Annotated in this window: 21 protein-coding genes and 2 pseudogenes; 8 read left to right on the forward strand and 15 right to left on the reverse strand. The window is 60.6% G+C overall.

Translation table 11 applies throughout. The features are described from left to right. The 10 genes and pseudogenes from KGB28_RS25155 to KGB28_RS25200 all read right to left on the reverse strand — a co-directional run. Window positions 1-1,923, reverse strand: a 1,923-nt coding sequence (locus KGB28_RS25155; protein WP_223448316.1) for an RHS repeat-associated core domain-containing protein, incomplete at its 3' end; no start/stop codon positions are given. Between the two features lie 211 nt (window positions 1,924-2,134). Beyond that, window positions 2,135-2,257: pseudogene (locus tag KGB28_RS25160) on the reverse strand (putative sulfate exporter family transporter); the annotation flags it as partial. A gap of 131 nt (window positions 2,258-2,388) precedes the next feature. After that, window positions 2,389-2,511 (reverse strand): annotated as a pseudogene (locus KGB28_RS25165) (putative sulfate exporter family transporter); the annotation flags it as partial. A gap of 131 nt (window positions 2,512-2,642) precedes the next feature. Next, window positions 2,643-3,653: a YeiH family protein gene (locus KGB28_RS25170; protein ID WP_150727332.1), complete on the reverse strand. Its 1,011-nt coding sequence runs from the start codon at window positions 3,651-3,653 to the stop codon at window positions 2,643-2,645. Next, the gene (locus tag KGB28_RS25175; protein ID WP_223448317.1) at window positions 3,650-3,976 is read right to left on the reverse strand and encodes a Rieske (2Fe-2S) protein; all 327 of its coding nucleotides are present in this window, start codon (window positions 3,974-3,976) and stop codon (window positions 3,650-3,652) included. Before KGB28_RS25175 ends, KGB28_RS25170 begins: the two co-directional genes overlap by 4 nt. Continuing rightward, window positions 3,973-4,635, reverse strand: coding sequence for a DsbA family oxidoreductase (locus tag KGB28_RS25180; RefSeq protein WP_223448318.1), 663 nt, complete (start codon window positions 4,633-4,635; stop codon window positions 3,973-3,975). Before KGB28_RS25180 ends, KGB28_RS25175 begins: the two co-directional genes overlap by 4 nt. Further along, window positions 4,632-5,960, reverse strand: coding sequence for an MFS transporter (locus KGB28_RS25185; RefSeq protein WP_223448319.1), 1,329 nt, complete (start codon window positions 5,958-5,960; stop codon window positions 4,632-4,634). Before KGB28_RS25185 ends, KGB28_RS25180 begins: the two co-directional genes overlap by 4 nt. 91 nt (window positions 5,961-6,051) lie before the next feature. After that, entirely contained in the window at window positions 6,052-7,104 is a 1,053-nt protein-coding gene (locus tag KGB28_RS25190) for a 3-keto-5-aminohexanoate cleavage protein (protein WP_150727336.1), read from the reverse strand. 115 nt (window positions 7,105-7,219) lie between these two features. Continuing rightward, complete coding sequence (locus KGB28_RS25195; protein WP_007979208.1) at window positions 7,220-8,068, reverse strand: TauD/TfdA dioxygenase family protein; 849 nt, start codon at window positions 8,066-8,068, stop codon at window positions 7,220-7,222. A gap of 13 nt (window positions 8,069-8,081) precedes the next feature. Then, on the reverse strand, window positions 8,082-9,062 hold the full coding sequence (locus tag KGB28_RS25200; RefSeq protein ID WP_223448320.1) for a quinone oxidoreductase family protein: 981 nt from the start codon (window positions 9,060-9,062) through the stop codon (window positions 8,082-8,084). A gap of 204 nt (window positions 9,063-9,266) precedes the next feature. Here KGB28_RS25200 and KGB28_RS25205 point away from each other — a divergent pair, with 204 nt between their 5' ends. Next, on the forward strand, window positions 9,267-11,189 hold the full coding sequence (locus KGB28_RS25205; RefSeq protein WP_223448321.1) for an alkaline phosphatase D family protein: 1,923 nt from the start codon (window positions 9,267-9,269) through the stop codon (window positions 11,187-11,189). Window positions 11,190-11,384: 195 nt separating this feature from the next. On the opposite strand, the gene KGB28_RS25210 is transcribed toward KGB28_RS25205, so the two are convergent. After that, the gene (locus KGB28_RS25210) at window positions 11,385-12,533 is read right to left on the reverse strand and encodes a hypothetical protein (RefSeq protein WP_223448322.1); all 1,149 of its coding nucleotides are present in this window, start codon (window positions 12,531-12,533) and stop codon (window positions 11,385-11,387) included. Window positions 12,534-12,998: 465 nt separating this feature from the next. Here KGB28_RS25210 and KGB28_RS25215 point away from each other — a divergent pair, with 465 nt between their 5' ends. After that, the gene (locus KGB28_RS25215) at window positions 12,999-13,925 is read left to right on the forward strand and encodes a hypothetical protein (protein WP_223448323.1); all 927 of its coding nucleotides are present in this window, start codon (window positions 12,999-13,001) and stop codon (window positions 13,923-13,925) included. 252 nt (window positions 13,926-14,177) lie between these two features. Next, entirely contained in the window at window positions 14,178-14,678 is a 501-nt protein-coding gene (locus tag KGB28_RS25220) for an adenylate kinase (protein WP_223448324.1), read from the forward strand. A gap of 128 nt (window positions 14,679-14,806) precedes the next feature. On the opposite strand, the gene KGB28_RS25225 is transcribed toward KGB28_RS25220, so the two are convergent. Continuing rightward, window positions 14,807-15,982, reverse strand: coding sequence for an aspartate aminotransferase family protein (locus KGB28_RS25225; protein ID WP_223448325.1), 1,176 nt, complete (start codon window positions 15,980-15,982; stop codon window positions 14,807-14,809). A gap of 102 nt (window positions 15,983-16,084) precedes the next feature. Here KGB28_RS25225 and KGB28_RS25230 point away from each other — a divergent pair, with 102 nt between their 5' ends. Next, window positions 16,085-16,990: a LysR family transcriptional regulator gene (locus KGB28_RS25230; RefSeq protein ID WP_223448326.1), complete on the forward strand. Its 906-nt coding sequence runs from the start codon at window positions 16,085-16,087 to the stop codon at window positions 16,988-16,990. Between the two features lie 35 nt (window positions 16,991-17,025). Here KGB28_RS25230 and msrA read toward each other — a convergent pair whose 3' ends face one another. The 3 genes from msrA to msrB are packed head-to-tail and all read right to left on the reverse strand — an operon-like array spanning window position 17,026 to window position 20,090. Continuing rightward, entirely contained in the window at window positions 17,026-17,733 is a 708-nt protein-coding gene (gene msrA / locus KGB28_RS25235) for a peptide-methionine (S)-S-oxide reductase MsrA (protein ID WP_223448327.1), read from the reverse strand. Between the two features lie 29 nt (window positions 17,734-17,762). After that, window positions 17,763-19,538 carry a cytochrome c biogenesis protein DipZ gene (locus tag KGB28_RS25240; protein ID WP_223448328.1) on the reverse strand — a complete coding sequence of 592 codons (1,776 nt, stop codon included), beginning with the start codon at window positions 19,536-19,538 and terminating at the stop codon, window positions 17,763-17,765. Window positions 19,539-19,571: 33 nt separating this feature from the next. Further along, entirely contained in the window at window positions 19,572-20,090 is a 519-nt protein-coding gene (gene msrB, locus KGB28_RS25245; protein WP_223448329.1) for a peptide-methionine (R)-S-oxide reductase MsrB, read from the reverse strand. A gap of 279 nt (window positions 20,091-20,369) precedes the next feature. On the opposite strand from msrB, the gene KGB28_RS25250 reads away from it, so the two are divergent. From KGB28_RS25250 to KGB28_RS25265, 4 genes are all read left to right on the forward strand, one after another. Continuing rightward, window positions 20,370-21,089 carry a response regulator transcription factor gene (locus KGB28_RS25250; RefSeq protein WP_008000098.1) on the forward strand — a complete coding sequence of 240 codons (720 nt, stop codon included), beginning with the start codon at window positions 20,370-20,372 and terminating at the stop codon, window positions 21,087-21,089. Next, window positions 21,086-22,606 (forward strand): sensor histidine kinase, encoded by a 1,521-nt coding sequence (locus KGB28_RS25255; protein WP_223448330.1) that lies wholly within the window; start codon window positions 21,086-21,088, stop codon window positions 22,604-22,606. Before KGB28_RS25250 ends, KGB28_RS25255 begins: the two co-directional genes overlap by 4 nt. 316 nt (window positions 22,607-22,922) lie before the next feature. Next, window positions 22,923-23,627: a hypothetical protein gene (locus tag KGB28_RS25260; RefSeq protein ID WP_223448331.1), complete on the forward strand. Its 705-nt coding sequence runs from the start codon at window positions 22,923-22,925 to the stop codon at window positions 23,625-23,627. Between the two features lie 216 nt (window positions 23,628-23,843). Then, window positions 23,844-25,274 carry a PLP-dependent aminotransferase family protein gene (locus KGB28_RS25265; protein WP_223448332.1) on the forward strand — a complete coding sequence of 477 codons (1,431 nt, stop codon included), beginning with the start codon at window positions 23,844-23,846 and terminating at the stop codon, window positions 25,272-25,274. Window positions 25,275-25,624 lie beyond the last annotated feature (350 nt).

Below are 25,624 nucleotides of genomic sequence, written 5' to 3' on the forward strand. Positions count from 1 at the left end.
ATCCCGATCCACCCTGCCCACTGGCGAATTCCCCACAAATTTATACAGGTTCAACCCATCCACCGCTCCCGCCGGATCCGGGTTGATCCAGCGGCTCAGCCACGGCGCAAAGTAGCGATACCCGTAGTAATACAGCCCGGTGGCATCCCGCTCCTTGCCCGAGTAACGAAGGGTTTTCCAGGCACCGCTCTGATCGCTGTGGTCCTCCCACGCCGTGCCGCCGAACGGGTAATACGCTTCGCGACTCTGCACTTGACCGTGATCATCCAGTTCCAGCGTGCCGCAGCCCAAATGGTCGGTCAGGTGGTAGCGCAACGCGAACGCAGGCGCGTGCGGTCCTTGCAGCCATGTCACCCGATTGCGCCCGGCCTCCAGGTCGAGTGCCTGGTGCGTCGGGGTGCCGTTGCGAAAGTGGATTTCCAACCCCGGCAGGTAGCGCACTTCGGTGGTTACGGTTCGAGCGTCGGTCAGGGCGGTGCGGACTTTGCGCAGGCGTTTGCCTCCGCCGCCGTAGAGGTAGCGTTCGGTGTCGTCGGCTTCGTTTTCGCGTTGTACCGGCGAAACGCTGGCGAGTTGGTTGCGCCAATCCCAGGTCATGGTTTGGCCACGCTGCAGAAAGCGCAGGTTGCCATTGCGGTCGAAGCTGTTGGTGAAATCCGGTGGCTGCTCATCTTCAAGCAGGCTGCGATTGCTGTTCGGGTCGACGGCCCAGCGCCGGGTGAATGGCTGCGCGCCGAGGTGCCGTAGCTCAGTCATGTTGCCGGCCGGATCGTAGGCGTAGTCTTCGCGGTAGTTCACCACGGCGTTGGCGTCGTTCGAGGTGCGGTAACGGGGCATCGGGTAAGAGGCGGCTTGCTCGGCTTCCCAGCCGGTGGCGCTGATCAACTGGCCGAGGCTGTCATAGCCGAAGGTGCGCCGTGCCTCGACACGTTGGTTCTTATGGAAACGCACGGGCTGCGCGCGGTCGTCGATCTCAAGGATGTTGCCGACCGGGTCGACTGCATAACGCAGATCCTGCAAGGGGGACGCGCCGGGCAACCCGGCGGCCAAGCGCAGCAAACGCCCGTCGTTGGGTGCGTACTCGGCCTCGGTGACTACACCGTTGCCAGCGGTTTCCCGTTCGACCTGATCGCTCGGGTTGTAGCGGATGTCGTGCACCAGGCACTGTCCGGGTGCCGGGCTATTCGCCGGTTGCAGCCAACCGTCCTTGAGCTGTCCAGCCACGCTGTAGCTGAAGCGCCGACGGTTGCCGTTGGCGTCGGTAAGGCGCAGCAAATCCCCGGCAGGGTTGTAGGCCCAGCGACTCTCGAACCCCATCCCGGACTCCAGCAGTGCCTCACGTGCCGACTCGTCCAGCGGCCAATCGGGTGTGTCCAACTCAGTGAGAAAGTGGCTGATTTCACTCTGCGCCAGCCCCAGCAGATCGTACTCGGGCATATGCCGGGTGCCGGCCGGGTCGTCGTGGCGAATCAACCGACCACACTGATTGCCAACCTCAATTTCGGCGGTGCCATACTCGAAGCGCTCGACCACCCGCACCGGCTCACCCCGCGCCTGCTCCATCACCGCCGTTGGGCGTAGCGACGTGTCGTATTCATGGTCCTGCCGCGTGCCGCGACTGTCCCAAAGGCTCAGGGTTTTTTCCGCTTGCCCCCATAACGACACACGCCAACCGGCATCGACGCTGTCCGTCGCCAACACCGTCCCTGTCAGGCTAAATCCATGACTCAACGCCGAAACCGGCAACCGCGCATCCCACTGTTCAACCCCACGCCCCGCCGCATCGAACACCTGCCGCGTGACTCGCGCCTGCGGCGTTTGCCCAGTCTGCGCACGCCAGTAGCCGACGCCGCGCACAGCGAGCCCTCGCGGATCCATGACCGCGAGGGTGGGTGTTGCGTGGTGCACACCGGGATTGTTCATGGGCTCTGGATAGCATTCGCTGTCGGCTAGCGTCTACTGTCAGAAATTACAGGTTGGTGGAAAAAAACCTTGATTGACCGCCATAAAAAAACGGCGACTGCTGGTACAGTCGCCGCGAAAGACCGGTGCTTGTAGCACCGGTCTGGAGCCCCACGGCATGAGGAGTCAACGCCGTGCAGCCCTGCCATAAAACGAACGAATGGCGACGCGCTCAGAGCCCCCAGTGCAGCAGCAACAGCACCAGCACGACCAGGAACACCGTCTCCCCCACCATCAGCAGAATCGGTTTGATCCCGACCGCCGCCAGCTCCTTGAGCCAGGTCTTCATACCCAGAATGCGCGAAGTTGGAACACCATCCCTGTGGGAGCGAGCTTGCTCGCGATGGCGGTGTGTCAGCCGCCATGAGTGTTGAATGTGAAACCGCTATCGCGAGCAAGCTCGCTCCCACAGGATCTGTCTGATACCTAGAGCCCCCAGCGCAGCAACAAGAGCACCAGCACGACCAGGAACACCGTCTCCCCCACCATCAGCAGAGTCGGTTTGATCCCGACCGCCGCCAGCTCCTTGAGCCAGGTCTTCATACCCAGAATGCGCGAAGTTGGAACACCATCCCTGTGGGAGCGAGCTTGCTCGCGATGGCGGTGTGTCAGCCGCCATGAGTGTTGAATGTGAAACCGCTATCGCGAGCAAGCTCGCTCCCACAGGATCTGTCTGATACCTAGAGCCCCCAGCGCAGCAACAAGAGCACCAGCACCACCAGGAACACCGTCTCCCCGACCATCAGCAGAATCGGCTTGATCCCGACCGCCGCCAGCTCCTTGAGCCGGGTCTTCATGCCCAGGGCGCTGATGGAAATCACCAGGCACCAGCGCGACAGTTCGTTGACCGAGCCTTGCACCGCAGGCGCTATCCATCCGGTGCTGTTGATGCAGGCCAGAATCAGAAAGCCGACGGCGAACCACGGCAACAGCGGCGGGCGTTTGCCGGTCGGGTCGGCGCCTTGCATGCGGGTGATCATCGCCGCGGTGACGATCACCGGCAGCAGCATCGCAACGCGCATCAGCTTGACCACCGTGGCCGTGTCGCCGGTCTCGGTCGACATGCTGTAGCCGGCACCGACCACCTGGGCCACGTCGTGGATCGTGGCGCCGAGGAACACGCCCGCCACCTGCGGCGACAACTGCAGCCAGTTGGCGATCATCGGGTAGACAATCATCGCCAGCGTCGACAACGCCGACACGCCAATGACCGTGAACAGTGTCGCCCGTTCTTTCTGCGGATGGTTCGGCAGTGCCGCCGCCAGTGCCAGAGCCGCCGAGGCGCCACAGATGGCCGTCGCGCCGCCGGTGAGCATGCCAAACAGGCGCTGGAAGCCCAGGGCCTTGGCGGCGATCACAGACACGCTGATGGTCACCACCACCAGGATCACCACCAGCGCAATCGGCTTCCAGCCCAGCGCCGCCATTTGCTCCAGGGTGATGCGCATGCCCAGCAGCGCCACGCCGATGCGCAGCACGGTGCGGGCGGTGAACTCGATACCGGCCTTGCAGGGGCCGTCATCGGCGAGAAAATTCAGGGCCATGCCCAGCAGCAAGGCAAACAGCATGACCGGCGCACCGTAGTGCTCGGACAAGAACGACGCGGCAGCTGCCACGATCAGACTGACGATAAGCCCCGGTGCCAGTTCGCGCGTGCGAGTGTGGATACGGGTGAGAGCAATGGCGCTCATGGCGCGGACTCCTCGGTTGCGATGACGATATACGCCTGGCCGTCGATGATCTCGACCGGGTAGTTGGTGACTTTGACCTGCCTTGAATTGAGCAGGTAGCCGCTGTGCAAATCGAAGCGCAAACCATGGGCAAGGCATTGAATCACCCGGCCCTCAAGACGCCCTCCGCATAGTGAAGAGCCCTGGTGCGGGCAGCTGTCGTCAATGGCAAACAACTGCCCGTCGACGTTGAACAGCGCCAGGCTTTTGTCTTCGAACTCGAACAGCGCCCGGCCACCGGCCTGCGGGTGCTTGCCGGCTGGCACGGGAATGCGCCGGGTCATGCTGGCTGCCGCTCGCGATCACTTTCCTTGAGGGCTTCGGTCATGGCCGCGAGCAGCGCCTGTGCAGGTTGTGCGCCGATCACCGTCATGCGGTTGTCGAACTTGAAACTCGGCACGCCACTGGTCGCGCCGGGAGATCCTTCAAACGGCGTGGCATCGCCCTTCAGGCAATCGAGCACCCCGTCCGGGGCGACGCCGCAGGAGCGGGCAATGGCAAGCAGGGTCTCACGGCACCCGAGGTTTTCGCGTCTCAGGAAATAAGCGGCGAACAGTCGTTCGAGCAACATTTCACACTGGCTGGCATTGCCCAGTGCGCTGGCACGCTCGAACAAACGATGGGCGTCGGCGGTATTGGGCATCGTCTCGATACGGCTGAGGTCGATGGCCAGTCCAACCGCCCCGGCAGCCTGCTGCACCTGCTTCTGGCGCATGGTCATTGCGTCGGCATTGCCCAGGCGCTTGCGGTAGAAATCGGCGAAGGGTTCACCTTCTACCGGTATCTGCGGCAACAGCTGCACGCCATGCCACACCGTGGTGATCTGCACATCCGGGTGACGACTGCGAAACTGCACCTGCGCATGCTCCAATTGGCGTTTGCCGATCAGGCACCAGGGGCAGATAAAATCGAAAAACACATCAATACGTAAACGACGACTCACAACTTCACCTCTATCCCGGCTTCACTGACAGGGTCAGGCACGCTCTGACCCTGAAGGCGGGCAATATCTTTGTGGTAATGACACTTGGCATAAAAGAACACCGCTGCCGCCGCGAGGCTGACCAGTGGCACCAGTTGAAACGCGGCATGCAGACCGATGAGGTCCGACACCCGGCCGGTGATGAACGGCCCGGGCGCCAGCCCCAGCATGTTGTTGGCCAGGGTCAGCGTGGCGAACGCCGTACCGTGCACCGAGTAATGGGTCAGGTTGGCAACCATCGCGCCAGCGGGGCCGGTGGTGCCAGCGGCAATCAGCATGCCCAGGCAGATCAGCGCCAGCTGCAAAGGCCCCGCCGATAGCGCGAACGCCGCCGACAGCAACAGGCAGCTGCCCAGGCAAAAAGCGATGGCCAGGCTGACCTTGCGCTCCGGCGAGTTGCGACACAGCCGATCGCTGAGCATGCCGCACAGGATCATCCCGGCACCGCTGCACAGGACGATGATCGCGGCCAAGCCGCCCGCCTTGCCCGTGGGCATGTCGTAGTAGCGATTGAGGTAGCTCGGTATCCACACTATCACCGTGCCGCCGACGAACAGCTGCAAGCCGCTGCCGATGTAGGTCGCCACCACCGAACGGCTGGACCACAACGTAGACAACGGACGCTTGACCGCTGCCACCTTGTTCGCCAGCTGGGCTGCACGCTTGGGCGCAATGCGTGCTTCCTTGACGATGAGCGGGTAAAGCACCGCCAGAAACAGGCCAAACAGCGACATGCCGGCGAACGACCAGCGCCAGCCCAGCTTGGCGGCAATCGCACCGCCTAAAGCCATGCCCAACACCGAACCGAACATACCGCCAGCCATGAAGGCGCTGGCCAGGGTGGCGCGCATGTGTTTGGGGAACACCGAGATCACCACGGCGATGCCCACGCTGCCGTAGGCGGCTTCGCCGACGCCGACCATGAATCGCGCGATGAACATCTGCTGGTAATCCTGCGCCAACGCGCAACCCAGGGTCGCCACGCTCCACAAGAAAGCCATCAGCGCCAGGCTCTTGACCCGGCCGAAACGGTCCGCCAGCAACGACAGGGGAAACGTCAGCAGGCCGACCATCAGGGCAACGATGCCACTGAGCAGACCGAGCTGTCCGTCGCTCAACGCCCACTCAGTCTTGAGCAGGGGGAATACCGCGTTCAGCACCTGACGCGACATGTAATCGGAAATCAACAGGCCGAACGTCAAGGCAAAGACGATCCAGGCATATTGGCGCGCAACGCCGACGCAACCTGCGTCGTCATCGTCGGCGGCGATTGGGTGAAAGGCCATGCAGCCTCCTCAAAGCTTTGTTTTATTGTTGTTATCAAGCGTTTGCAGTGCGGTGGACGAGAGGTCACGGCCTCTCGTCCCCGACTACAGGTCAGCCGCGTTGCGGCACACCTTTCTGCCCAGCCTTGCGGTTGGGGGCCATGCCGTTGGCCAACAGGGTTTCCTCGATGGTTTCGTACTGCACGCCGATGCGGTAAATCTCGCGGGCTTCTTTGCCGGTGGCGATTTCACGGCCCAGTTCATGGGCAATGCGCACGGTTTGCTGGATCTGTGCCACCGAGCCGAAACGGTCGCCCTTGTGGTCAATGATAGTGTCTTCGTTGCCCACACGCGGGTGCATGCCCATGGCCATCGACATGGTGTTGAACGGCATGACGTTTTTCAGCAGCGATTCGGAGGTCAGGGTGCAACCGTCCGGCGCGCGGTGGATGAAGTTGAAGAAGTTGAACGGGTTCGGGCCATCGAAACCGCCGCCGATGCCGATCCAGGTCAGGTTCAGCGGGCCCTTGTAGATGCCCCTGCGCACCAGGCGCTCGAGGGTTTCCATGGCGTGCATGCCGGTCAGCTGGAAGTGTGGCTGGATGCCGTTGTCCATCAGGCGCTTGAGGTGCTCGGCAACCCAGGCCGGGCCTGCCGGTACGGTCATCTCGCTATAGGCAGCCTGGGTCATCGGGTTGGCCAGGGAGGTGCCTTCCAGGTATTCCGGGTACAGCAGCTCCATGATGTTCATCTGGGTGGTGTTGATCGCCACCGTGACCTGATCCGGCTTCGGGGTCAGCTCGGCCAGCATGTGGCGGGTGTCGTCGGACAGCCACTTGGCCGCTTCACCGTCGCTTTCCGGGGCGAAGGAAATCGAACCGCCGACCTGGATGATCATGTCTGGCACGGCTTCACGCACACCGGCGATCAGCTCGTTGAATTTCGACAGGCGCTTGGAGCCCTTGCCGTCCAGTTCACGCACATGCAGGTGCAGCACGGTGGCGCCGGCTTCATAGCATTCGACCGCTTTCTGGACTTGCTCATCCATGGTCAACGGGATGTCTTCCGGGAAGTCTTCAGGCATCCATTCCGGGCCATACGGGGCCACGGTAATGACTACCTTTTCCATGTTTTCCGGGTGCAGGGAATCGTCGAAGAATTGCATGGGTTACTCCAGTTCTTATGCCAGTTCTTATGATTGTCCCGCCCACCCGGGGTCGTGCCGGGCAGACGTGTTTACGAGTGCGAATGCTGCGAGTGCGAATGCAGGTGGCGTTCGATCAGAACGTCTTGTCGCCGATAATCCCGGCACGCTCCATCTTGCGATGGCACGGCGGGTAATCCATGACGGCGTAGTGCTGGGTACTGCGGTTGTCCCAGATGGCGATGCTGTTGGGCTTCCAGCGCCAGCGCACCTGATACTCAGGGATGTACGCCTGGCTGATCAGGTAACGCAGCAACTCGCCGGCGCCAGGGTTGGCGTCCTGGCCGAAGCGCACCCGCTCAGGGGTGTGGTAGTTGCTGAAGTGGGTGGTGAAAGCGTTGACGAACAGCACCTTCTCGCCGGTTTCCGGATGGGTGCGCACCACCGGGTGTTCGGCGTCCGGGTACATCGCCTTGAGCGCCAGGCGTTTTTCAATCGGCATGGCGGCACCGAAGCTCGCTTCGATGCTGTGGCGGGCGCGCAGGTCGGCGATCTTGACCTTTACGTCTTCCGGCAAGTTCGCATAGGCCTGGACCATGTTGGTCCACATGGTGTCGCCGCCCACTGGCGGGCATTCCACGCAACGCAGCACGCAGCCCATCGGCGGTGCTTCGCGCCAGGTGGCGTCGGTGTGCCAGGCGTTTTCGTAGCGGTCCATCGGCTGGTCCGGATTCTTGTAGATCCGCACCAACCCCGGATGATCCGGATCACTGCCGGCCACCGGATGATCTTCCAGCTCGCCGAAGCGTCGGGCGAAGGCCACGTGCTCGGCGCGGGTGATGTCCTGGTCACGCAGGAACACCACGCGGTGCTTGAGCAACTGGGCACGAATCTCGGCAAACAGACCGTCGTCATGCACCGCGTCGGCCAGGTTGACGCCGATCAGTTCGGCGCCAATGCTGCAGGTCAATTGTTCGACTTTCATGGCTGGCTGCTCCTTAAATGACGAAAATCGACGAACCGGTAGTCTTGCGAGATTCAAGGTCGCGATGGGCCTGCACGGCATCCTGCAAGGCGTAGTGCTGGTTGATCTCGATCTTGATCCGGCCGCTGCCGACATGGTCGAACAACTCACCGGCCAGCGCGGCTTTTTCCGCAGGGTCGCTGATGTAGTTGGCCAGGGCCGGACGGGTCAGGTACAGCGAACCTTTCATCGCCAGCATCACCGGATCGAACGCCGGGATCGGTCCGGATGCGGTACCCACGCAGACCATCAGGCCACGGGGTTTCAACGAATCCAGCGAACCCATGAAGGTGTTCTTGCCAACGCTGTCGAACACCACGTTGACGCCCACGCCATCGGTCAGTTCGCGAACGCGAGCGGCGACGTCTTCATGGCTGTAATTGATCGTATGGTCGCAACCGTGAGCCCGGGCGATTTCCGCCTTTTGCTCGGTCGAAACCGTGCCGATCACGTTCAAGCCCAGCAACTTGGCCCACTGCGAAACGATCAGGCCGACACCGCCAGCGGCGGCATGCAACAGGATGCTGTCGCCCGGTTTGAAGTCGTAGATGCGGCGCATCAGGTACGAAGACGTCAGGCCACGCATGGTCATCGCGGCAGCGGTTTCGAAACTGATGGTTTCCGGCAGCTTGATCAGCGGCGCGGCCGGGATCAGGCGCTCGGTGCTGTAGGCGCCGAGGGTGTTGAGGAAACCGGTGTAGGTGACGCGATCACCGACTTCGACGTTGGTGACCCCTTCACCAACGGCCTGGACTACGCCAGAGGCCTCGACGCCCATGCCGTTGGGCATCGGAATCGGGTAGGTACCGTTACGGAAATAGGTGTCGGCATAGTTCAGGCCAACCGCCACATGACGAAGGCGAACCTGACCCGGACCGGGTTCGCCGACTTCGACGTCCTCATAACGTAGAACTTCGGGACCACCGGTTTCGTAGAAGCGTACGGCTTTGGCCATTTTTCTTATTCTCCAATCTGCAATATGGGCGTGTTGCATCGAATTGCGCTGATTGGACTGTAGGACGAGGCCTGTCGGGACGCTTCTCATCAGACGACAATGGCTTTTCATTTGGTGACAGGCGGAAACGGGATCGTCTAGCCGGTCCCGCCGCCACCTGCGCTATCATCGCCCGCTTCCACGCCCCAAGAGTCTTGAACCCGGATGTCCGACACGCTGCCACTGCCCGACGATCACCAAGCCCTGCCGCCAGTCCTGGCCGGCCCGCTGTTGCGGCGTCTGGAGCCCACGCGGCTGGTGCTGTGGCTGGTGGGTTCCCGGGCGCTGACACTGACCTTGCGCTTGCAGGGCGTCGGCGATATCCGTCTCGATGCCGGGCAATGCACGGTGATTGCAGTGGGTGCCCATGCCTTTGTGCACTTGATCGATGTGCAACTCGATGGCGCCCTGCCCTGCGATGAATCGATCGACTATGACCTGCTGATCGATGGCACAGAAAAAGGCATCGCCGACTGGGCGCCGCACCTGCTGTATGGCGATGCCCATTGCCCGAACTTCGTCCTGCGCGCGCGGGTCGATCAGTTGCTGCACGGCTCTTGCCGCAAGCCTCATCACCCGGCGACAGACGGCTTGCTGTGCGTCGACCGGTTGCTGGCGCAGGAACACGCCGCCAAGGACCGCCCGGCACTGCTGATGATGACGGGCGATCAGGTCTACGCCGACGATGTCGCCGGGCCGATGTTGCGGGCGACTCACGCCTTGATCGAGCGCCTGGGCCTGTTCGGGGAACACCTCGAAGGCGCGGTGGTCAGCGACAGCGCCAGGCTCTACGAGCATCCGGCCAGTTACTACCACCGCGCGGATCTGCTGCCGGCACTGCAAAGCAATGAAACCCTGCGCGAGCGATTTTTCGGTGGCGCGCGCAAGCCGATTTTCACCAGCAGCAGCGCCGACAATCACCTGGTGACCTTCGCCGAAGTGATGGCCATGTACGTGCTGGTCTGGTCGCCAGTGCCCTGGACCCTGATCGCGCCCCAGGCACCGACACTGACGCCGGAACGGCTCAAACGCTACGCCCTTGAACAGACGCGCATCGATGCCTTCAAGGCAGGCCTTGGCAACGTCGCCCGGGCACTGGCGCATCTGCCGACGCTGATGATTTTCGACGACCACGACATAACCGATGACTGGAACCTTTCCGCACAATGGGAGGAAACGGCCTACGGCCATCCGTTCTCCCGGCGCATCATCGGCAACGCGCTGCTGGCGTACATGTTGTGCCAGGGCTGGGGCAACAATCCAGATGCGTTCACTGCCGTGCTGAAAAAGGCCGGTGCGTTGAGCGCCAGCACACACCAGAGTCACCTCGACAGCACGGTTCAGGATGATTTGATCAGTGATCTGCTGAAGTTTCAGCACTGGCATTACGTGCTGCCCACCACTCCGGCCGTGGTGGTGATCGACACCCGCACCCGGCGCTGGCGCAGCGAGATGAACCTCAAGCAGCCTTCCGGCTTGCTCGACTGGGAAGCCCTCAGCGAACTGCAACAGGAACTGCTGGACCACCCAAGTGCGATCATCGTTTCGCCGGCGCCGATCTTCGGCGTCAAGCTGATTGAAACCGTGCAGCGGATATTCAGCTGGTGCGGTTTTCCACTGCTGGTGGACGCGGAAAACTGGATGGCCCATCGCGGCGCGGCACAGGTGATCCTGAACATTTTCCGGCACTCGCGCACGCCGGGTAACTACGTGGTGCTGTCGGGCGATGTGCACTATTCCTTCGTCTACGAAGTGCTGATCCGCCACCGCAAGGCCGGGCCGCGCATCTGGCAGATCACCAGCAGCGGCATCAAGAATGAATTCCCCGCCACCCTGCTCGAGTGGTTCGACCGCCTCAACCGCTGGCTGTACTCGCCACGCTCACCGCTGAACTGGCTGACCAAGCGTCGACGCATGCGCATCGTGCCCCACGTGCCCGAACACGCCGAAGCCGGTGAGCGGCTATGGAATTCGGCGGGAATTGGCCAGGTGTATTTCAATGACCTGGGGCAGCCGCAGACCATCTATCAGCACAACTCGAACGGCGCACCGAAGACCCGGATGATTGCGCCAGCAGGCGATGATTGAGGTAGAGAAGACACCACAAAAAACTGTGGAAGCGACTGTGCGGCGATCCGACCTGCTCGCGAATACTGTCTGTCAGTCTCTACAATTGTGACTGTCATACCGCCTTCGCGAGCAGGCTCGCACACACTGGATTTCTGGCGTATACACTTTTTGTACTATTTCCAGACCCTGTGGGCCTGCTCGCGAAGAGGCCAGTTAAATATTGGGGGAATCCATTCTGTAACCCGCACCCGGCGAACCTTCATGGAGTGCCACCTGAATTTTCGAATACAAGGCATTCGCCTCAGCAGTGGTGATTGATCGCGAACAATCACGCAGTACAACACGTAGTAGCACATTCTCCTGCCCAGGCAGCAATCCGAGGCGATCAACGGCCTGCAGAGGCAGCTCTGTGAACGCCCAGCGTCCTTTGATCTGCATTTCCTCGATCCAATCTGAACAGTCGCCAGCTGCCTGCAACATCCTTTCAGTCAACACTTCCTCGCTCAGCCCCGGCGTTACCGCTAACGAAATATCACGAGTAATCGAAGGCAACCGAGAGACGGCGCGCCACGGATTCAGATCATGCATCTGTGCCTGTACTCGTTCGTTCTGATCACGTAGCAAACGAATATCCGGGATGCCTTTGCGCAGCATGGTCAAGCGATCCAATCCCATTCCCAGCGCCAGTCCTCCATGACGCAAAGGATCGATCTTCAGTCGCTCCAATAATGATTTGGCAATTCGACCGCACTCCAGAACCTCTACAGGGACGCCGTCATTCAACAGGTTTACTTCGATCCCGCCCTCAGTGTAGTGATGCGGACTATTACTGTAGATCCAAGGCATATCAGGCACGGCAGATTTGAGGATATCGCCGACCAAGCAAAGTAAATGCTCATGCGTCGACAAATCAGGATCACCGAGCACCCAGATATCCATCTGATGCGGTTGCGCACAATGCCAACGATCCCGGCTGTCGCGACGAAAAGTGATACCAGGCGCGGCCAATAATATTGACTGCCCCGGTTGTCGTAGCTTGGCCGCTCGCTGAAGCGCAGACGGAATTTGGCTAGTGGTTTGCGTCCGTAACAGAGACCACTCGTCAACCCATCGAGTGTGTGCACTTCCAAGCGTAATCTCAGATGGGTCATAACCAAGTAATCCGTAGTTTTCTTCAGCGGAGACAATTCTCGGACCCGTCTGCACTTGCGCTTGTGGCCAGCCTTTATCCGTTAACCCTTGAAGGACCTCCTTGAGTAATAATCGAATGGCGTGATCGGGTGCAGCGGGTTCTGTTAGGTCAGCCAGTAACAAGGCTTGGTGTACGGACGTATCCGTCAGATATTTCTTTGATTCCTGCACTACACAACCCCTTATTAACAATTGAATGTAGCCCCCCGCAAAAAGAGCCCCATAGACCAACCTAACGATTTCAGATCGTCCATCACAACCAAATTCGGTGAAAAACTAAATTTTCAGAAGAGGACTACAGCCACTACTTACACAAATAACCAAGAGCTTCTTATAAGACACCTCACGAGCATCATTAATTCTAAAAAAACCTCAAGCAACCTATTTAATACATCAAAAAAATCTGTATTAATTATTTCGCCCCCTCAAGACCACCAGGGAGCAAAAAACCAACAAAATGAAAAAGGATGATCAAATGAAAAAGAAAAATGTCGTTAAAGAAAAGCTCACCCGCATAACTTCCGGCCCGGAAAATTTTGGCTGGGCACCGTTAGCTTGGGCTCATACTGAAGAGTAAATGATGAAAATGGGCGTCAAGATCACTCTTGCCGCCCACCGACAAAAAAGGAGGTACCAATGTTATCCAGGACGATGATAACAACGCTCTTTGGACAAGAAGAGCCTTCTATAATTGCGGACCTTGAGGAGTTCCTCCAAGAGTGCTCTAAATTAGGATTCAAGACACTCAACATCTCTGACATCGACAGTCTTCCCAGAAACAGCATCATCTTTTCATTCACTAATGACGCAGCGAAAAAAACATTTGAAATTGCGAAAAACACCAAACACAAAAAAAGCATCTTTTGTGCAACACAAGTATTCGAGCCTACTTTAAAAGCAGCACTTTATAGTTTGAACTTGTTATTGATAAGCGACTTTCAACGAGCGCTAAGCACACAAAGACGTGTACTGAACATGCTCAACTCACACAATTCATTTTTCTTGACCGGAAATGATGCTGACGCGCAAATAACGATAGCCCCTCACGCTCAGCCTTATGCTTTGATTACCGAGGATATAGAAAACGATTTCATTCAGTCCGTGGCGGAGTTTTTTGAAGTTCATTATGCTCACATGAACCCACAAGAGCCGAGTCCGTTTTCCTTTCACGGAGCCCTAAAAATATCCGGAATACTTACAGTTCTTAGAAGAGCCAACCCAGCTTTACCAGAAGGTTTAAATACTTCTTTAAAATGGTTGAGCGATCGCATATCTGAAGAAGGTGCAATATTGACCATTGAAGACAACACAATCACCTCACTGAAAACAAATGACAATGAACACATAAAACTATTGGATCTTGCAGCAGGACCTAGAGGCCTCAAGCTGACTGAGTTTGCTATTGGAGTAAACGACACAATCGCAAATAGCATTGACTACAAAATCAACTCTCAATTAAACGAAGGGATTAATGGCGTTCATATAGCAATTGGGGACGGCTCCTCTGGCTATCACATAGACTTCCTGAGTCCAGCAGTAAAGGTAAGCCCAACTCACAACTGAGCCAACCTGATCGCCCTCACTACAACCACCCACATCACAGCGATGTCTAAAAACTGACACTATAAAATGGCTTACAGTAATGATGAACAGTGACGCGCGGCAAGTTACCGATGGACCTCAAGGCGCACAGGCCGGCGGATTCTGGTGCACCTGTAGGCTTGCCCGCGATAAGACCAGCACATCCAACATCAATGCTGACTGAAACACCGCTTTCGCGAGCAGGTTCGCCCCCACAATTGATCGGTGTCTCTCATGAACCTCACCCGAACCTTGATCATCGGCAACTCCGGCTCGGGCAAGAGCTGGCTGGCGCAGCGGCTGGCCGAACAACTGTGTGTGCCCTGGACCGATCTCGACCGGATTCACTGGCTGTCCGACGAACACAGCATCCCCCGCCCCCGAAATGAAGCGCTGGGTATGGCGCACGGGGCGGCAAGTGAAGAGCGCTGGGTGATCGAAGGGGTTTACGGCTGGATCGTCAGCGAAATCCTCCACCGCGCCACGGCGTTGATCTGGCTGTGTATTGATGACGTTGATTGCATCGCCAACATTCGCCGGCGGGAAGCAAAGGATGACGAACGACTGGTGGCATTGCTTGAGTGGGCGGGCAGCTATCGCACCCGTGACGACTCAAGTGGTTTTTCTGCGCATCAGCGACTGTTTGAAGGGTTTACCGGTCCCAGGATTCAACTGATGGATCGGAAAGAAATCACCGACTTCGCTTCAGAAGTAGGAACAATACCCATCAGTTAAGGCACAAAACCTGTGGGAGCGAGCTTGCTCGCGATGGCGTAATGTCAGCCAACAACGATGTTGACTGTGCAATCGTCATCGCGAGCAAGCTCGCTCCCACAGGTATTGCGATGCTCAACGAGCGTATTTCAAGCCTCTTTCACCACGCCACTCACCCCTCTGACAATCATCTCCACCTCCCGCTCATCAATGGTCAGCGGCGGTAGCAGGCGGATGGTTTTGCCCCGCGTGACGTTGATCAGCAAGCCATGATCCCGGGCGGCGATCAGGCTCAGGTCGCGGATCGGTTGCTTGAGTTCGATGCCGATCATCAGACCCTGGCCGCGGATTTGCGAGACGTTCGGGTTGCCCGCCAGTTCTGTGCGCAGTCTTTCAAGCAGGCGTTCCCCCTGAAGCCGGGCGTTTTCCAGCAGCCCTTGTTCTTCAACGATATCCAGCACGGTGCAACCGACCCGGCAGGCCAACGGATTACCGCCGAAGGTGCTGCCGTGGCTGCCCGGCGTGAAGAGTTCGGCCGCCTTGCCACGGGCCAGGCAAGCGCCAATCGGCACGCCGTTGCCCAGGCCCTTGGCCAGGGTCATGACGTCCGGGACGATGCCTTCGTGCTGGAACGCGAACCACTGGCCGGTGCGGCCGATGCCGGTCTGGATTTCATCGAGCATCAACAGCCATGAGCGCCGGTTGCACAGTTCGCGCACGGCCTTGAGATAGCCCGGTGGCGCCAGCTGCACGCCGCTTTCGCCCTGGATCGGCTCCATCAGGATCGCCACGATCCGCGAGCCAAAGGCCTGTTGCACCTTGTCCAGCGCGTCGAGGTCGCCGAACGGCACTTTGACGAAGTCCCCCGGCAGCTTGTTGAAACCGAGGCGCACCGCCGGGCCATCGCTGGCGGACAAGGTGCCGAGGGTGCGGCCATGGAACGCATTCTCCATGACCACCACCAGCGGCTGCTCGATGCCTTTGTACCAGCCATGCAGCCGGGCGATTTTCAGGGCGGTTTCGTTGGCTTCGGCCCCGGAGTTGTTGAAGAACGCCCGGTCCATGCCCGCCAGCCGCGTCAGTTTCTGCGCCAGCCGCTGTTGCCAGTCGATGCTGTAGAGGTTCGAGGTGTGCAGCAGCAACCCGGCCTGTTCAGTGATGGCGGCGACGATTTTCGGGTGAGAGTGGCCGACATTGGTCACCGCCACACCGGCGACCGCATCCAGGTACTCGCGACCGGCCTGATCCCACAGGCGAGTGCCCAGGCCCTTGTTGAAACTCAAGGCCAAGGGTTGGTAAGTGCTCATCAGGCAGGCGGCGGTCATGACATCAAGCTCCAGCAAGGGTCGGTGTTTTTGCAGTATGGTTAGCCACCCGAGCTGGATAAACATCGTAAAACTTCAATCATTTAAAAGCAGAGCTTGATAATGGACCTGTTCCAGGCAATGACCGTCTACGTGAAAGTGGTGGAGACCGGCAGCATGACCGCCGCCGCCTTGCAGTGTGAAATGTCCACGACCATGGTCGGCAACCATCTCAAGGCCCTGGAGCAACGGCTGGGTGTGCGCCTGCTCAACCGCACGACGCGGCGCCAGCGGCTGACCGAGTTCGGCGCCGCGTATTACCAGCGCTGCCTGGAAGTGTTGGGGTTGGTGGCCGATTCCGAGCGCCTGGCCGAGCAGGCGCTGGACGAACCGAGCGGCATCTTGCGCATCACCGCGCCCCTGACCTTCGGTACCGAACGCCTGGCGCCGGCACTGAGTGAGTTCAGCCGGCAAAACCCGCGGGTGAAACTCGACGTGGTCCTGACCAACCGACGCCCGGATCTGCTGGAAAACGGCCTCGATGTAGCGTTTCGCCTCGGCGCGCTGGAGCCCTCCAACCTGATCGCCCGCCCGCTGATCGACTACACCCTGACCATGTGCGCGTCACCGGAGTACCTGGCCCGGCGGGGCACACCGCAAACGCCTGAAGACCTGCGACACCACGATTGCCTGTCCTTCGCCTATCCGGCCGGGGATGACTGGCAATCGGTGCAAAAGGAATGGCGCCTGGCCGGTCCCGATGGCGAAGTCAGCGTCGGGGTCGGCGGACCGATGCTGATCAACAGTTCGGCCGGACTGCATCAGGCGGCGCGAACAGGCATGGGCATCGTGATGATGCCCGACGCCCTGGTCGAGCAGGACCTCAAGGACGGAAAGCTGCTGGCCCTGATGCCCGACTACTGCCCGCCCAGCCGCCCGATGCACCTGGTCTATGCCCAGGATCGCCACCGTTTGCCGAAACTGCGGCGCTTCGTCGAATTCGCCGTACAGATGTGGGGCAAGTACTAGCTGGCCGAACAGGCCATGCAGTCGCTGATCGCCATTTACATCCCCGCCTTCACCAGCACCGGCTGTTCCTGATAACGATTGGGGTACAGCTGCTTCAACTGCGCCACTTTCGGTAAGTCGTTGATCACGATGTACGGATAGGTCGGATGCTCGGTCAGGAAGTCCTGATGTTCTTCCTCCGCCGGGTAGAAACCATTGAAGGTTTCGAGCTTGGTGACGATCGGCTTGTCGAAGGCATGGGCGGCGTCGAGCTGGGTGATGTAGGCCTGTGCGACCCGCTGCTGCTCGGGACTTTTGGTAAAGATCGCCGAGCGATACTGGGTGCCGCTGTCCGGTCCCTGGCGGTTGAGTTCGGTCGGGTTGTGCGCCACCGAAAAGTAGATCTGCAGCAAGATGCCGTAGCTGACCTGAGCAGGATCGAAAGTGACTTCGACCGATTCCGCATGGCCGGTATTGCCATTGCTGACGCGCTCGTATTGCGCGGTATTGGCCGCCCCGCCCGCGTAGCCGGAGACGGCGTTCTTCACGCCTTTGACATGCTGGAACACCCCTTGGACGCCCCAGAAGCAGCCGCCGGCGAACACCGCGGTTTCGCTGCGGGCCTGGGTGGTTTCGTCGAGGGCCGGCGGTGGAAGGATTACCCCCTCTTCGGCACCACCGAAGGAGAAGGCCGAGCATTGGCTGATGATGCCGGCAGCCGCCAGCCCCAGCAGGGTACGGCGCCAGGCAAAGAGTGTTTTCATGGGGCGAACTCCTGAAGCGTTGATAATTATCAGCCGAAGGTGAAGGCGTAAGCCGACGCACCCGGGTCAAGAAACTCGATACTGAAGGTCCGGTCGGTCACGCCGCCGCTCTGGCGCACCAGTTGGTACAAGCGTTGGTCGGTCACGGTGCCGCTGCCATCGGGGGCCACGTCCATGCCGTGGTCATCGCCCGGCGCGTTGCCGTCGATCAGCACCTTGAAGCGCACCGGCTTGCCATCGGCGCCGGGGCCGAGCACCAAATGCAAATCACGGGCGTGGAAGCGATAGACGATGCGACTGGCCGGTGCGCTGGCGGTGGCCCGCTCCGGGCCGACATGCCACTGGCCGCCCAGGCTCCAGTCGTTGAGGGCCAGTTGCGCCGGCGGGTTGTAGGCCGCGACCTGGTCCGGCACCAGCGCGGTTTCCGGTACGAAGTGTTCCGCGCGCTGGTAGCCGACATAGGTTTCCGGCGACTGCACGGCGTCGCTGTCCGGGGCCATTTGCACGCCGTCGGCCTTGGCACTGATCAGCCCGTCGGCGACCTTGGCTGTCCCTGCCTCGCGCAGCAATTGCTGGATGACTCGCTCCGATTCGGCGTACGCGCCTTCGCCGAAATGGTGATAACGAATGCGTCCCTGGGCGTCGGCAAAGTAATGCGCCGGCCAGTACTCGTTGTTGAAGGCGCGCCAGATCTTGAACTCGTTGTCGATGGCCACCGGGTAGTGGATGCCCAGGTCTTTCATGGCCTTGGTGACGTTGCTGACGTCGCGCTCGAAGGCAAACTCCGGCGCATGCACGCCGATCACCACCAGGCCCTGATCACGATACTTCTCGGCCCAGGCTTTGACATAGGGCAGCGAACGCAGGCAGTTGATGCAGGAGTAGGTCCAGAAATCCACCAGCACGACCTTGCCCTTCAAGGCCTGGGCATCGAGGGGTGGCGAATTGAGCCACTGCACGGCGCCGTCCAGCGGCGGCAGGTTGCCTTCGACCGGCAAGGTGCCCGGGGATTTCTCGGCCACTTGCGCCGCGCCCCCGGTGGTCGTGTTTTGCGCCATCATCGCGCCGCTGTTACGCGGTGACTTACCGCTCAGTTTTTCCACCAGCGCTTGCTCGATACCACCGGTCGACGCCGTGGAGAGCCGCGCCAGAACTCCCGTGTCCAGGCCCAGGGCAATCGCCGCCACACCGGCCAGCATCGCCGCGCCCAGGCCGCGACGCAGCCATTCGCCAGCGCCAATCGAGCGCTTCATCGCCGTGAAGACTTTGCCGCCCAGCAACAAGGCCAGCGCGAGGGACGTGGCGGCACCGGCGGCATACGCCAGCAGCAAAAAGGTGGTTTGAATGCTGGCGCCTTGCAGCGCCGCGCCGGTCAGCAGCAGACCGAGAATCGGCCCGGCACACGGTGCCCACAACAGGCCGGTGGCCACGCCGATCAGCAACGACGCACCGGGACGTGGCCGCGCATCGGCACCCGCCGCCTCCGACAAACGACTGCCCGCCGCCACCAGCGGCCGGGTCAGGCGTTCAGCCAATTGCGGCAGCAACAACGTCAGACCGAACAACGCCACGAACACCAGCGCCAGCCAGCGCCCGTACTGGTTGAGTTGCACCACCCAGCCACCGCCCACCGCCGCCAACGTGGCAACCAGCGCGAAGGTCAGCGCCATCCCCACCAGCAGCGGCAATCCGCTTTTGACGAAGGGTTGCCCGGTGCGGGCGAAGACAAACGGCAACACCGGCAGAATGCACGGGCTGACAATCGTCAGCACACCACCGAGATAAGCGAGGACCAACAGCCACATGGCGATTACCTGCAAAAAGTGAGTGGAAGGGAATCACACCGTCTTGGGCACGAATTTCAGCGCCAGGCCGTTCATGCAGTAGCGCAGGCCGGTGGGTTTCGGGCCGTCGTCGAAGACATGCCCCAGATGCCCGCCGCAGCGCCGGCAGTGAACCTCTTCGCGGACCATGCCGAACGCGCGGTCCTGGCGGGTCGCCACGGCCTTGTCCAGCGGCGCCCAGAAACTCGGCCAACCGGTGCGGCTGTCGAATTTGGTCGCCGAGGAAAACAACGGCAGGTCGCAACCGGCACAGACGAAGGTGCCATCGCGGTGCTCGTTGTTCAGCGGGCTGCTGTAGGCCCGTTCGGTGCCCTCTTCGCGCAGGATGTCGTACTGCTCATCGCTGAGGATGGCGTGCCATTCTTTGTCACTGTGGGTCACTTCGAATGCCTCCGCTGCGCTGGCCTCGCTGATTAATGCGGTGCCTGTGGAAAACTTCGGCAACAGGCCGATCGCCAGGGCTGTCACCCCCAGACTGCCGCTCGCTAGAAGAAATTGCCGTCGTGAAAACATGCTCGTCTCCCAAAAATCCAGAGGTGTTTCATGGAACACAGCCTAGGCTTTGGGTGATCGCCAAATCCTCACGGGAAGTTAAACAATTCGTGATAACTCAGACCCCGAAAAACCCGCACAATGCCCATGCAAGTGTAGGAGCGAGCTTGCTCGCGATGGAGGCCAACGATAACGCGGGAGACCTGCCGCCCCGCGGCGTCCTCAGGTTTTTCGCGAGCAAGCTCGCTCCTACAGTGGCATTACGCACAATGCGCTCATTGCGCCGAAGGATTGAGCTGTATGGAACAGACCAAACGCGTCCTGGTGGTCGAGGACGATATGCATATCGCCGACCTGATCTGCCTGCATCTTCGCGATGAGCAGTTCGAGGTGGTGCACAGCGCCGATGGCGATGAAGGCATGCGCCTGCTGCAGCAAGGCAACTGGGACGCACTGGTCCTCGACCTGATGCTGCCCGGTGTCGACGGCCTGGAAATCTGCCGCCGCGCCCGGGCCATGGCCCGCTACACGCCGATCATCATCACCAGCGCGCGCTCCAGCGAAGTGCACCGGATTCTCGGCCTGGAGCTGGGTGCCGACGACTATCTGGCCAAGCCCTTTTCCATGCTCGAACTGGTGGCCCGGGTCAAAGCGCTGCTGCGCCGGGTCGATGCCATGGCGCGCAACCTGAAGATGGACGCCGGCAGCCTGCTCACCGACGGCCTGGCCATCGACCCGATCACCCGCGAAGTGTCCCTCGACGGACGGCGCCTGGACCTCACGCCCCGGGAATTCGACTTGCTGTACTTCTTCGCCCGCCAGCCCGGCAAGGTGTTTTCGCGCATGGACCTGCTCAATGCCGTGTGGGGCTACAGCCACGAAGGCTACGAGCACACGGTCAACACCCACATCAACCGCCTGCGCGCCAAGATCGAGGCCGACCCGGCGCAACCGGTGCGCATCCTCACGGTCTGGGGCCGCGGCTACAAATTCGCCACCGGTGAGGAGCCGCAGCCATGAGGCTGACCCTGACGCAACGCCTGTCCCTGGTGTTCGCTGTGCTGCTGCTGGTGTGCTGCGGCACGTCGGCGTGGTTGCAGGTGCGCTCCAACCAGATGCATGAGCAGGAAGTGGTGCAAGGGTTGTCCCGGGACCTGGCGCAGCACATCGCCAGTGACACGGTGCTGATGGACACCCAGGGCCTGATGCCCAATGCCGTGCGTGACCTGTTCAGCAAACTGATGCAGGTCAACCCGAGCGTCGAGGTGTACCTGCTGGACACCGAGGGCAAAATTGTCGGCAGCGCCGCGCCCGAGGGCCGGATCCGTCGTGAACGGATCGACCTGGCGCCGATCCAGCGCCTGTTACGGGGCGATGCCCTGCCGATTCTCGGCGACGACCCGCGCAGCGTCGATGCACACAAGGTGTTCAGCGCGGCACCGCTGAAGGTGGATGGCAAGCCGGCCGGTTATCTCTACGTGGTGCTGCTCGGCGAGGATCACGATCGCCTGGCCGAACGCGGTGCGACCAGCGCGGCGCTCAACACGGCATTGCTGTCCATCGGCCTGGTGGCGCTGCTGTGCCTGATTGCCGGTCTCACGGCGTTTGCCCTGATTACCCGGCCGTTGCGCCGCTTGACCGAAACTGTCAGCCAGTTCGACATCGATGGCGTTCCGGTCACCGCGGCCCTGCCCGTCGTGGTGGAAAAAGCCGCCAGCCACGATGAAATCGCTGTGCTCGATGCGGCGTTCCGGCAGATGCAGGCACGCCTGGGCGAACAATGGCGCTCGTTGACCCGCCAGGATCAGGAGCGCCGCGAACTGGTGGCGAACATCTCCCACGACTTGCGCACGCCGCTGGCCTCGTTGCACGGTTATCTGGAAACCCTGTCGCTCAAGGACGCCACGCTGTCCCCTGCCGACCGCCGTCGCTATCTGGGCATCGCGCTGGACCAGAGCCGCAAGGTCGGCGGTCTGGCGCAGTCGCTGCTGGAACTGGTGCGACTGGAACATGGCTTCGTGCAACCGGTGCTGGAACGTTTTTCCCTGACCGACCTGGCCCAGGACATCTTCCAGAAATTCGAACTCACTGCCGAAGCGCGCAAAGTCGAACTCAAGGCCACCTTCGCGCCGAATGCCTCGGCGGCCTGCGCGGACCTCGGGTTGATCGAGCGGGTGCTGACCAACCTGTTCGACAACGCCCTGCGCCATACCCCGGCCGGTGGCGAGGTGGAGCTGGGCCTGCGCCCGCAAGGCTCATTCATCGAAGTCACGGTCAGCGATACCGGCCCAGGCATCGCCCCGGAACTGCGCGAGGGGTTGTTCCTGCGTCCGTTCAATATCGGCGGCGCACGGCGTGATGGCGGGCTGGGGCTGCGGATTGTGCATCGCATCCTGCAATTGCATGGGCGCGAGATTCAGTTGATCGATGTGCCGGGGCGCGGGGCGACGTTCCGGTTTTCGTTGCCGATCGATGAGGAAACGGCGACTGCGTTGGCGGAGCGGTCGATGAATCTCAATACACCGAGGCAGGCCTGACGGACCGCGGCGTCTGCTTTCGCGAGCAGGCTCGCTCCCACAGGGGTTATGTGTCGATCACAAAATCCGCGGCAAATCAGATCAATTGTGGGAGCGAGCCTGCTCGCGATGGTCTCAAGGGCACCGCACTTATCCAGAATGAACGCGTTATCGTTAACGTCCATCGCGAGCAGGCTCGCTCCTACAGGGGAGCAAAAAAATGACCAGCCGCCCGTTGATCCGTGACAACGCCGCCCCGGTCCAATAGATTAGGCGACCTGAAAAAGCCCCCGGGCTTTCTCGCCCCAATTCAAGTTATAGAAGTAGTGAAATTTCAATGTCCGATTCCAATACCGCTGAAACCGTAGTCACCTTGTCGTCCAAAGCGGAATACGAAAACTCCATCAATCTTTCACAACACGTGTCCCAGGCCAAGACCATCAGCGAGATGGTGCTGGACGCTTTCCAGTCCACCCGCGAAAGCGACCAGATCCGCGAGCTGCGCACCGCGATCCGTCAGGCCCACGACAGCTTCGACGATGACAAAGCCTACGAACTGATGGGCCAGCTCAAGCAGCTCAAGGACGCCGAGGCCTCCGACATCGCCGCCCTCGAAGACCTGAGTAGCAAATTCCCGATCAGCCGCATCCTGTCCAGCTTCAAGGACGACCCGGCGTTCCAGGAAATCGTCTACGGCCTGGCCCTGAAAGTGCTGAACCAGACCCACCAGGCCATCAGCAACCCGAGCGGCGGCAAGAGCAAAGCCGCCAAGGCCAAGAAAGAAGTCGAAGTGTTCACCATCAGCAAGGACGGCATGAGCGTCACCTTGCCGCTGCGCACCCCGCGCTCGCGCCTGAACATCGACCGTGAAGCCCTGGAATTCCTCGGTTTCACCTTCGTTGGTGAAGGTGAGGAAGCGGAGCTGGAAAGCGAGACGTTCCTGGACAACAGCGGCGCCGAGCAAGCGGTCAACCGCAAGAACATCATTACTGCCCTGCAGCAGCAGACCGCGTTCGATGGTTATTCCATCGCCGCACAGTAAGGCGACCTCGACACACAGTCCTCAGCGCCCCCCTAAGAGCCCCGCCATCAGAGCGGGGCTTTTTATTGCCCGTGATTCGGGCAAAACCGCGATTACTCTTCCAGTATCGACGCAGAACACCACTTCCCTTCACCCATGAGCACCACGGGTCCGCCTGCGGGGAGCGTCAACTCACTTTCCAGCCCAGACCTCAGTGGTGCAACTGCCGAGGTCATCATGAACACGCCCCCCTTGTATCGCCAGTTGGCCAACCACTACCTGGACGCGATCCGCAGCGGCACCCTGAAAACCGGTGAACGCCTGCCCTCGATCCGGTTGATGATGGAGAAACACGCCGTCAGCCTGTCGACCGCCGTGCAGGTGTGCCGGGAACTGGAAGACTGCGGTGTGCTGGAAGCCCGGCCACGCTCCGGCAACTACATTCGCCAGCCCGACACCCTGCCCAGGCCCGCCCCGATTGCCCTGGCGCCAGCGCTGGATACCCGCGCGTATGTCGGCATTCATGAACAGGTCTGCGCGGTGCTCAAGGCCAGTCAGCGCGCGACGATCAAGGTCAACTTCGCCAGCGCCTACTGCGCGCCTGAGCTTTATCCGCTCAAGACTTTGCAAGACAACATGATCAAGGCGCTGCGCTACAACGCCTGCCTGCTCGGCACCGCGGGCGGCGCCTGCGGCAACAGCGATTTGCGCAACATCCTGGCCCGGCGGGCTCTGGCCAGCAAGACCCACCTGGCCCCCGAGCGGATCGTGATCACCAACGGCGCCACCGAAGCGATCAACCTGGCCTTGCGTGCGGTCACCCGCCCCGGCGACACCGTAGCCGTGGAGTCGCCAACCTTCTACGGTCTGCTGCAAATTCTCGAAAGCCTGAACCTGCGCGTACTGGAAGTTCCGGCCTCGGCCCACACCGGGCTCAATCTGCAGGCCCTGCAACGTCTGCTGCAAGGCCCCGAACGGGTCAAGGTGCTGATCGTCATTCCCAACCTGCAAAACCCGCTGGGCAGCATCATGCCCGACGCCAACAAGGCACGGCTGGTGAAACTGTGCGCCGAGCACAACACCGTGCTGATCGAGGACGACACCTACGGCGACCTGGTGGACACCGAGCAGCCGCTGTCCACGCTCAAACATTGGGATAGCACCGACAACGTGATCTATTGCGCCTCGCTGAACAAAACCCTGGCACCGGGCATGCGCCTGGGCTGGATCAGCGCCGGCAAATGGCACGACCGCGTGGAGATGCTCAAACATGCACAGTCGCGGGGGTGCGAGGCGTTATCGCAACTGGCGGCCAGCGAATTCATGCGTACACCGTCCTACGAGCGCTACCTGCGGCGGCTGAGGAAAACCCTGACCCAACAACGTCAACAGATGAGCGAGGCGATTATTCGCTACTTCCCCCTCGGCACCCGCGTGACCAATCCCCAGGGCGGCACGTTGTTATGGGTTGAACTGCCTCGCCGGCATTCATCGATGACGTTTTTTCACGAGGCGCTGAAGGTCGGCATCCAGATTTCGCCTGGGGATATCTTTTCCAATGCCAGGCGTTTCGATCATTTTGTGCGCATTGGCTGTGGCGCGCCGTATTCGCCGCGGATTGATGAGGCACTGCAGACGTTGGGACGTATCCTGAAAAATCAGGGCTAACACTCCCCCCTGTGGGAGCGGGCTTGCTCGCGAAAGCGGTGTATCAGACACATCAATCTTGAATGTGCTGACGCCTTCGCGAGCAAGCCCGCTCCCACAAGGGATTTTCGGTGAACACGCCATCGGTGAACGACAGCAATCAACTGTGGGAGCGGGCTTGCTCGCGATAGCGGTGTGTCAGGCACATCAATGCTGAATGTGCTGCCGTCATCGCGAGCAAGCCCGCTCCCACAAGGGATTTTCGGTGAACACAACATCAGTGAACGACAGCAATCAACTGTGGGAGCGAGCCTGCTCGCGATAGCGGTGTGTCAGGCACATCAATGTTGAATGTGCTGCCGTCTTCGCGA

The sequence above is a fragment of the Pseudomonas sp. BF-R-19 genome (assembly GCF_019956445.1).
Taxonomy (GTDB): Bacteria; Pseudomonadota; Gammaproteobacteria; order Pseudomonadales; family Pseudomonadaceae; genus Aquipseudomonas; species Aquipseudomonas fluorescens_BH.

Coding starts and splice junctions, on each gene's coding strand:
- KGB28_RS25175 (WP_223448317.1), bottom strand. CDS start 3,976: ATGACCCGGCGCATTCCCGTGCCAGCCGGCAAGCACCCGCAGGCCGGT.
- KGB28_RS25200 (WP_223448320.1), bottom strand. CDS start 9,062: ATGGCCAAAGCCGTACGCTTCTACGAAACCGGTGGTCCCGAAGTTCTA.
- KGB28_RS25185 (WP_223448319.1), bottom strand. CDS start 5,960: ATGGCCTTTCACCCAATCGCCGCCGACGATGACGACGCAGGTTGCGTC.
- KGB28_RS25220 (WP_223448324.1), top strand. CDS start 14,178: ATGAACCTCACCCGAACCTTGATCATCGGCAACTCCGGCTCGGGCAAG.
- KGB28_RS25190 (WP_150727336.1), bottom strand. CDS start 7,104: ATGCAATTCTTCGACGATTCCCTGCACCCGGAAAACATGGAAAAGGTA.
- KGB28_RS25215 (WP_223448323.1), top strand. CDS start 12,999: ATGTTATCCAGGACGATGATAACAACGCTCTTTGGACAAGAAGAGCCT.
- KGB28_RS25260 (WP_223448331.1), top strand. CDS start 22,923: ATGTCCGATTCCAATACCGCTGAAACCGTAGTCACCTTGTCGTCCAAA.
- KGB28_RS25265 (WP_223448332.1), top strand. CDS start 23,844: ATGAACACGCCCCCCTTGTATCGCCAGTTGGCCAACCACTACCTGGAC.
- msrB (WP_223448329.1), bottom strand. CDS start 20,090: ATGTTTTCACGACGGCAATTTCTTCTAGCGAGCGGCAGTCTGGGGGTG.
- KGB28_RS25255 (WP_223448330.1), top strand. CDS start 21,086: ATGAGGCTGACCCTGACGCAACGCCTGTCCCTGGTGTTCGCTGTGCTG.
- KGB28_RS25205 (WP_223448321.1), top strand. CDS start 9,267: ATGTCCGACACGCTGCCACTGCCCGACGATCACCAAGCCCTGCCGCCA.
- KGB28_RS25250 (WP_008000098.1), top strand. CDS start 20,370: ATGGAACAGACCAAACGCGTCCTGGTGGTCGAGGACGATATGCATATC.
- msrA (WP_223448327.1), bottom strand. CDS start 17,733: ATGAAAACACTCTTTGCCTGGCGCCGTACCCTGCTGGGGCTGGCGGCT.
- KGB28_RS25240 (WP_223448328.1), bottom strand. CDS start 19,538: ATGTGGCTGTTGGTCCTCGCTTATCTCGGTGGTGTGCTGACGATTGTC.
- KGB28_RS25230 (WP_223448326.1), top strand. CDS start 16,085: ATGGACCTGTTCCAGGCAATGACCGTCTACGTGAAAGTGGTGGAGACC.
- KGB28_RS25195 (WP_007979208.1), bottom strand. CDS start 8,068: ATGAAAGTCGAACAATTGACCTGCAGCATTGGCGCCGAACTGATCGGC.
- KGB28_RS25170 (WP_150727332.1), bottom strand. CDS start 3,653: ATGAGCGCCATTGCTCTCACCCGTATCCACACTCGCACGCGCGAACTG.
- KGB28_RS25225 (WP_223448325.1), bottom strand. CDS start 15,982: ATGACCGCCGCCTGCCTGATGAGCACTTACCAACCCTTGGCCTTGAGT.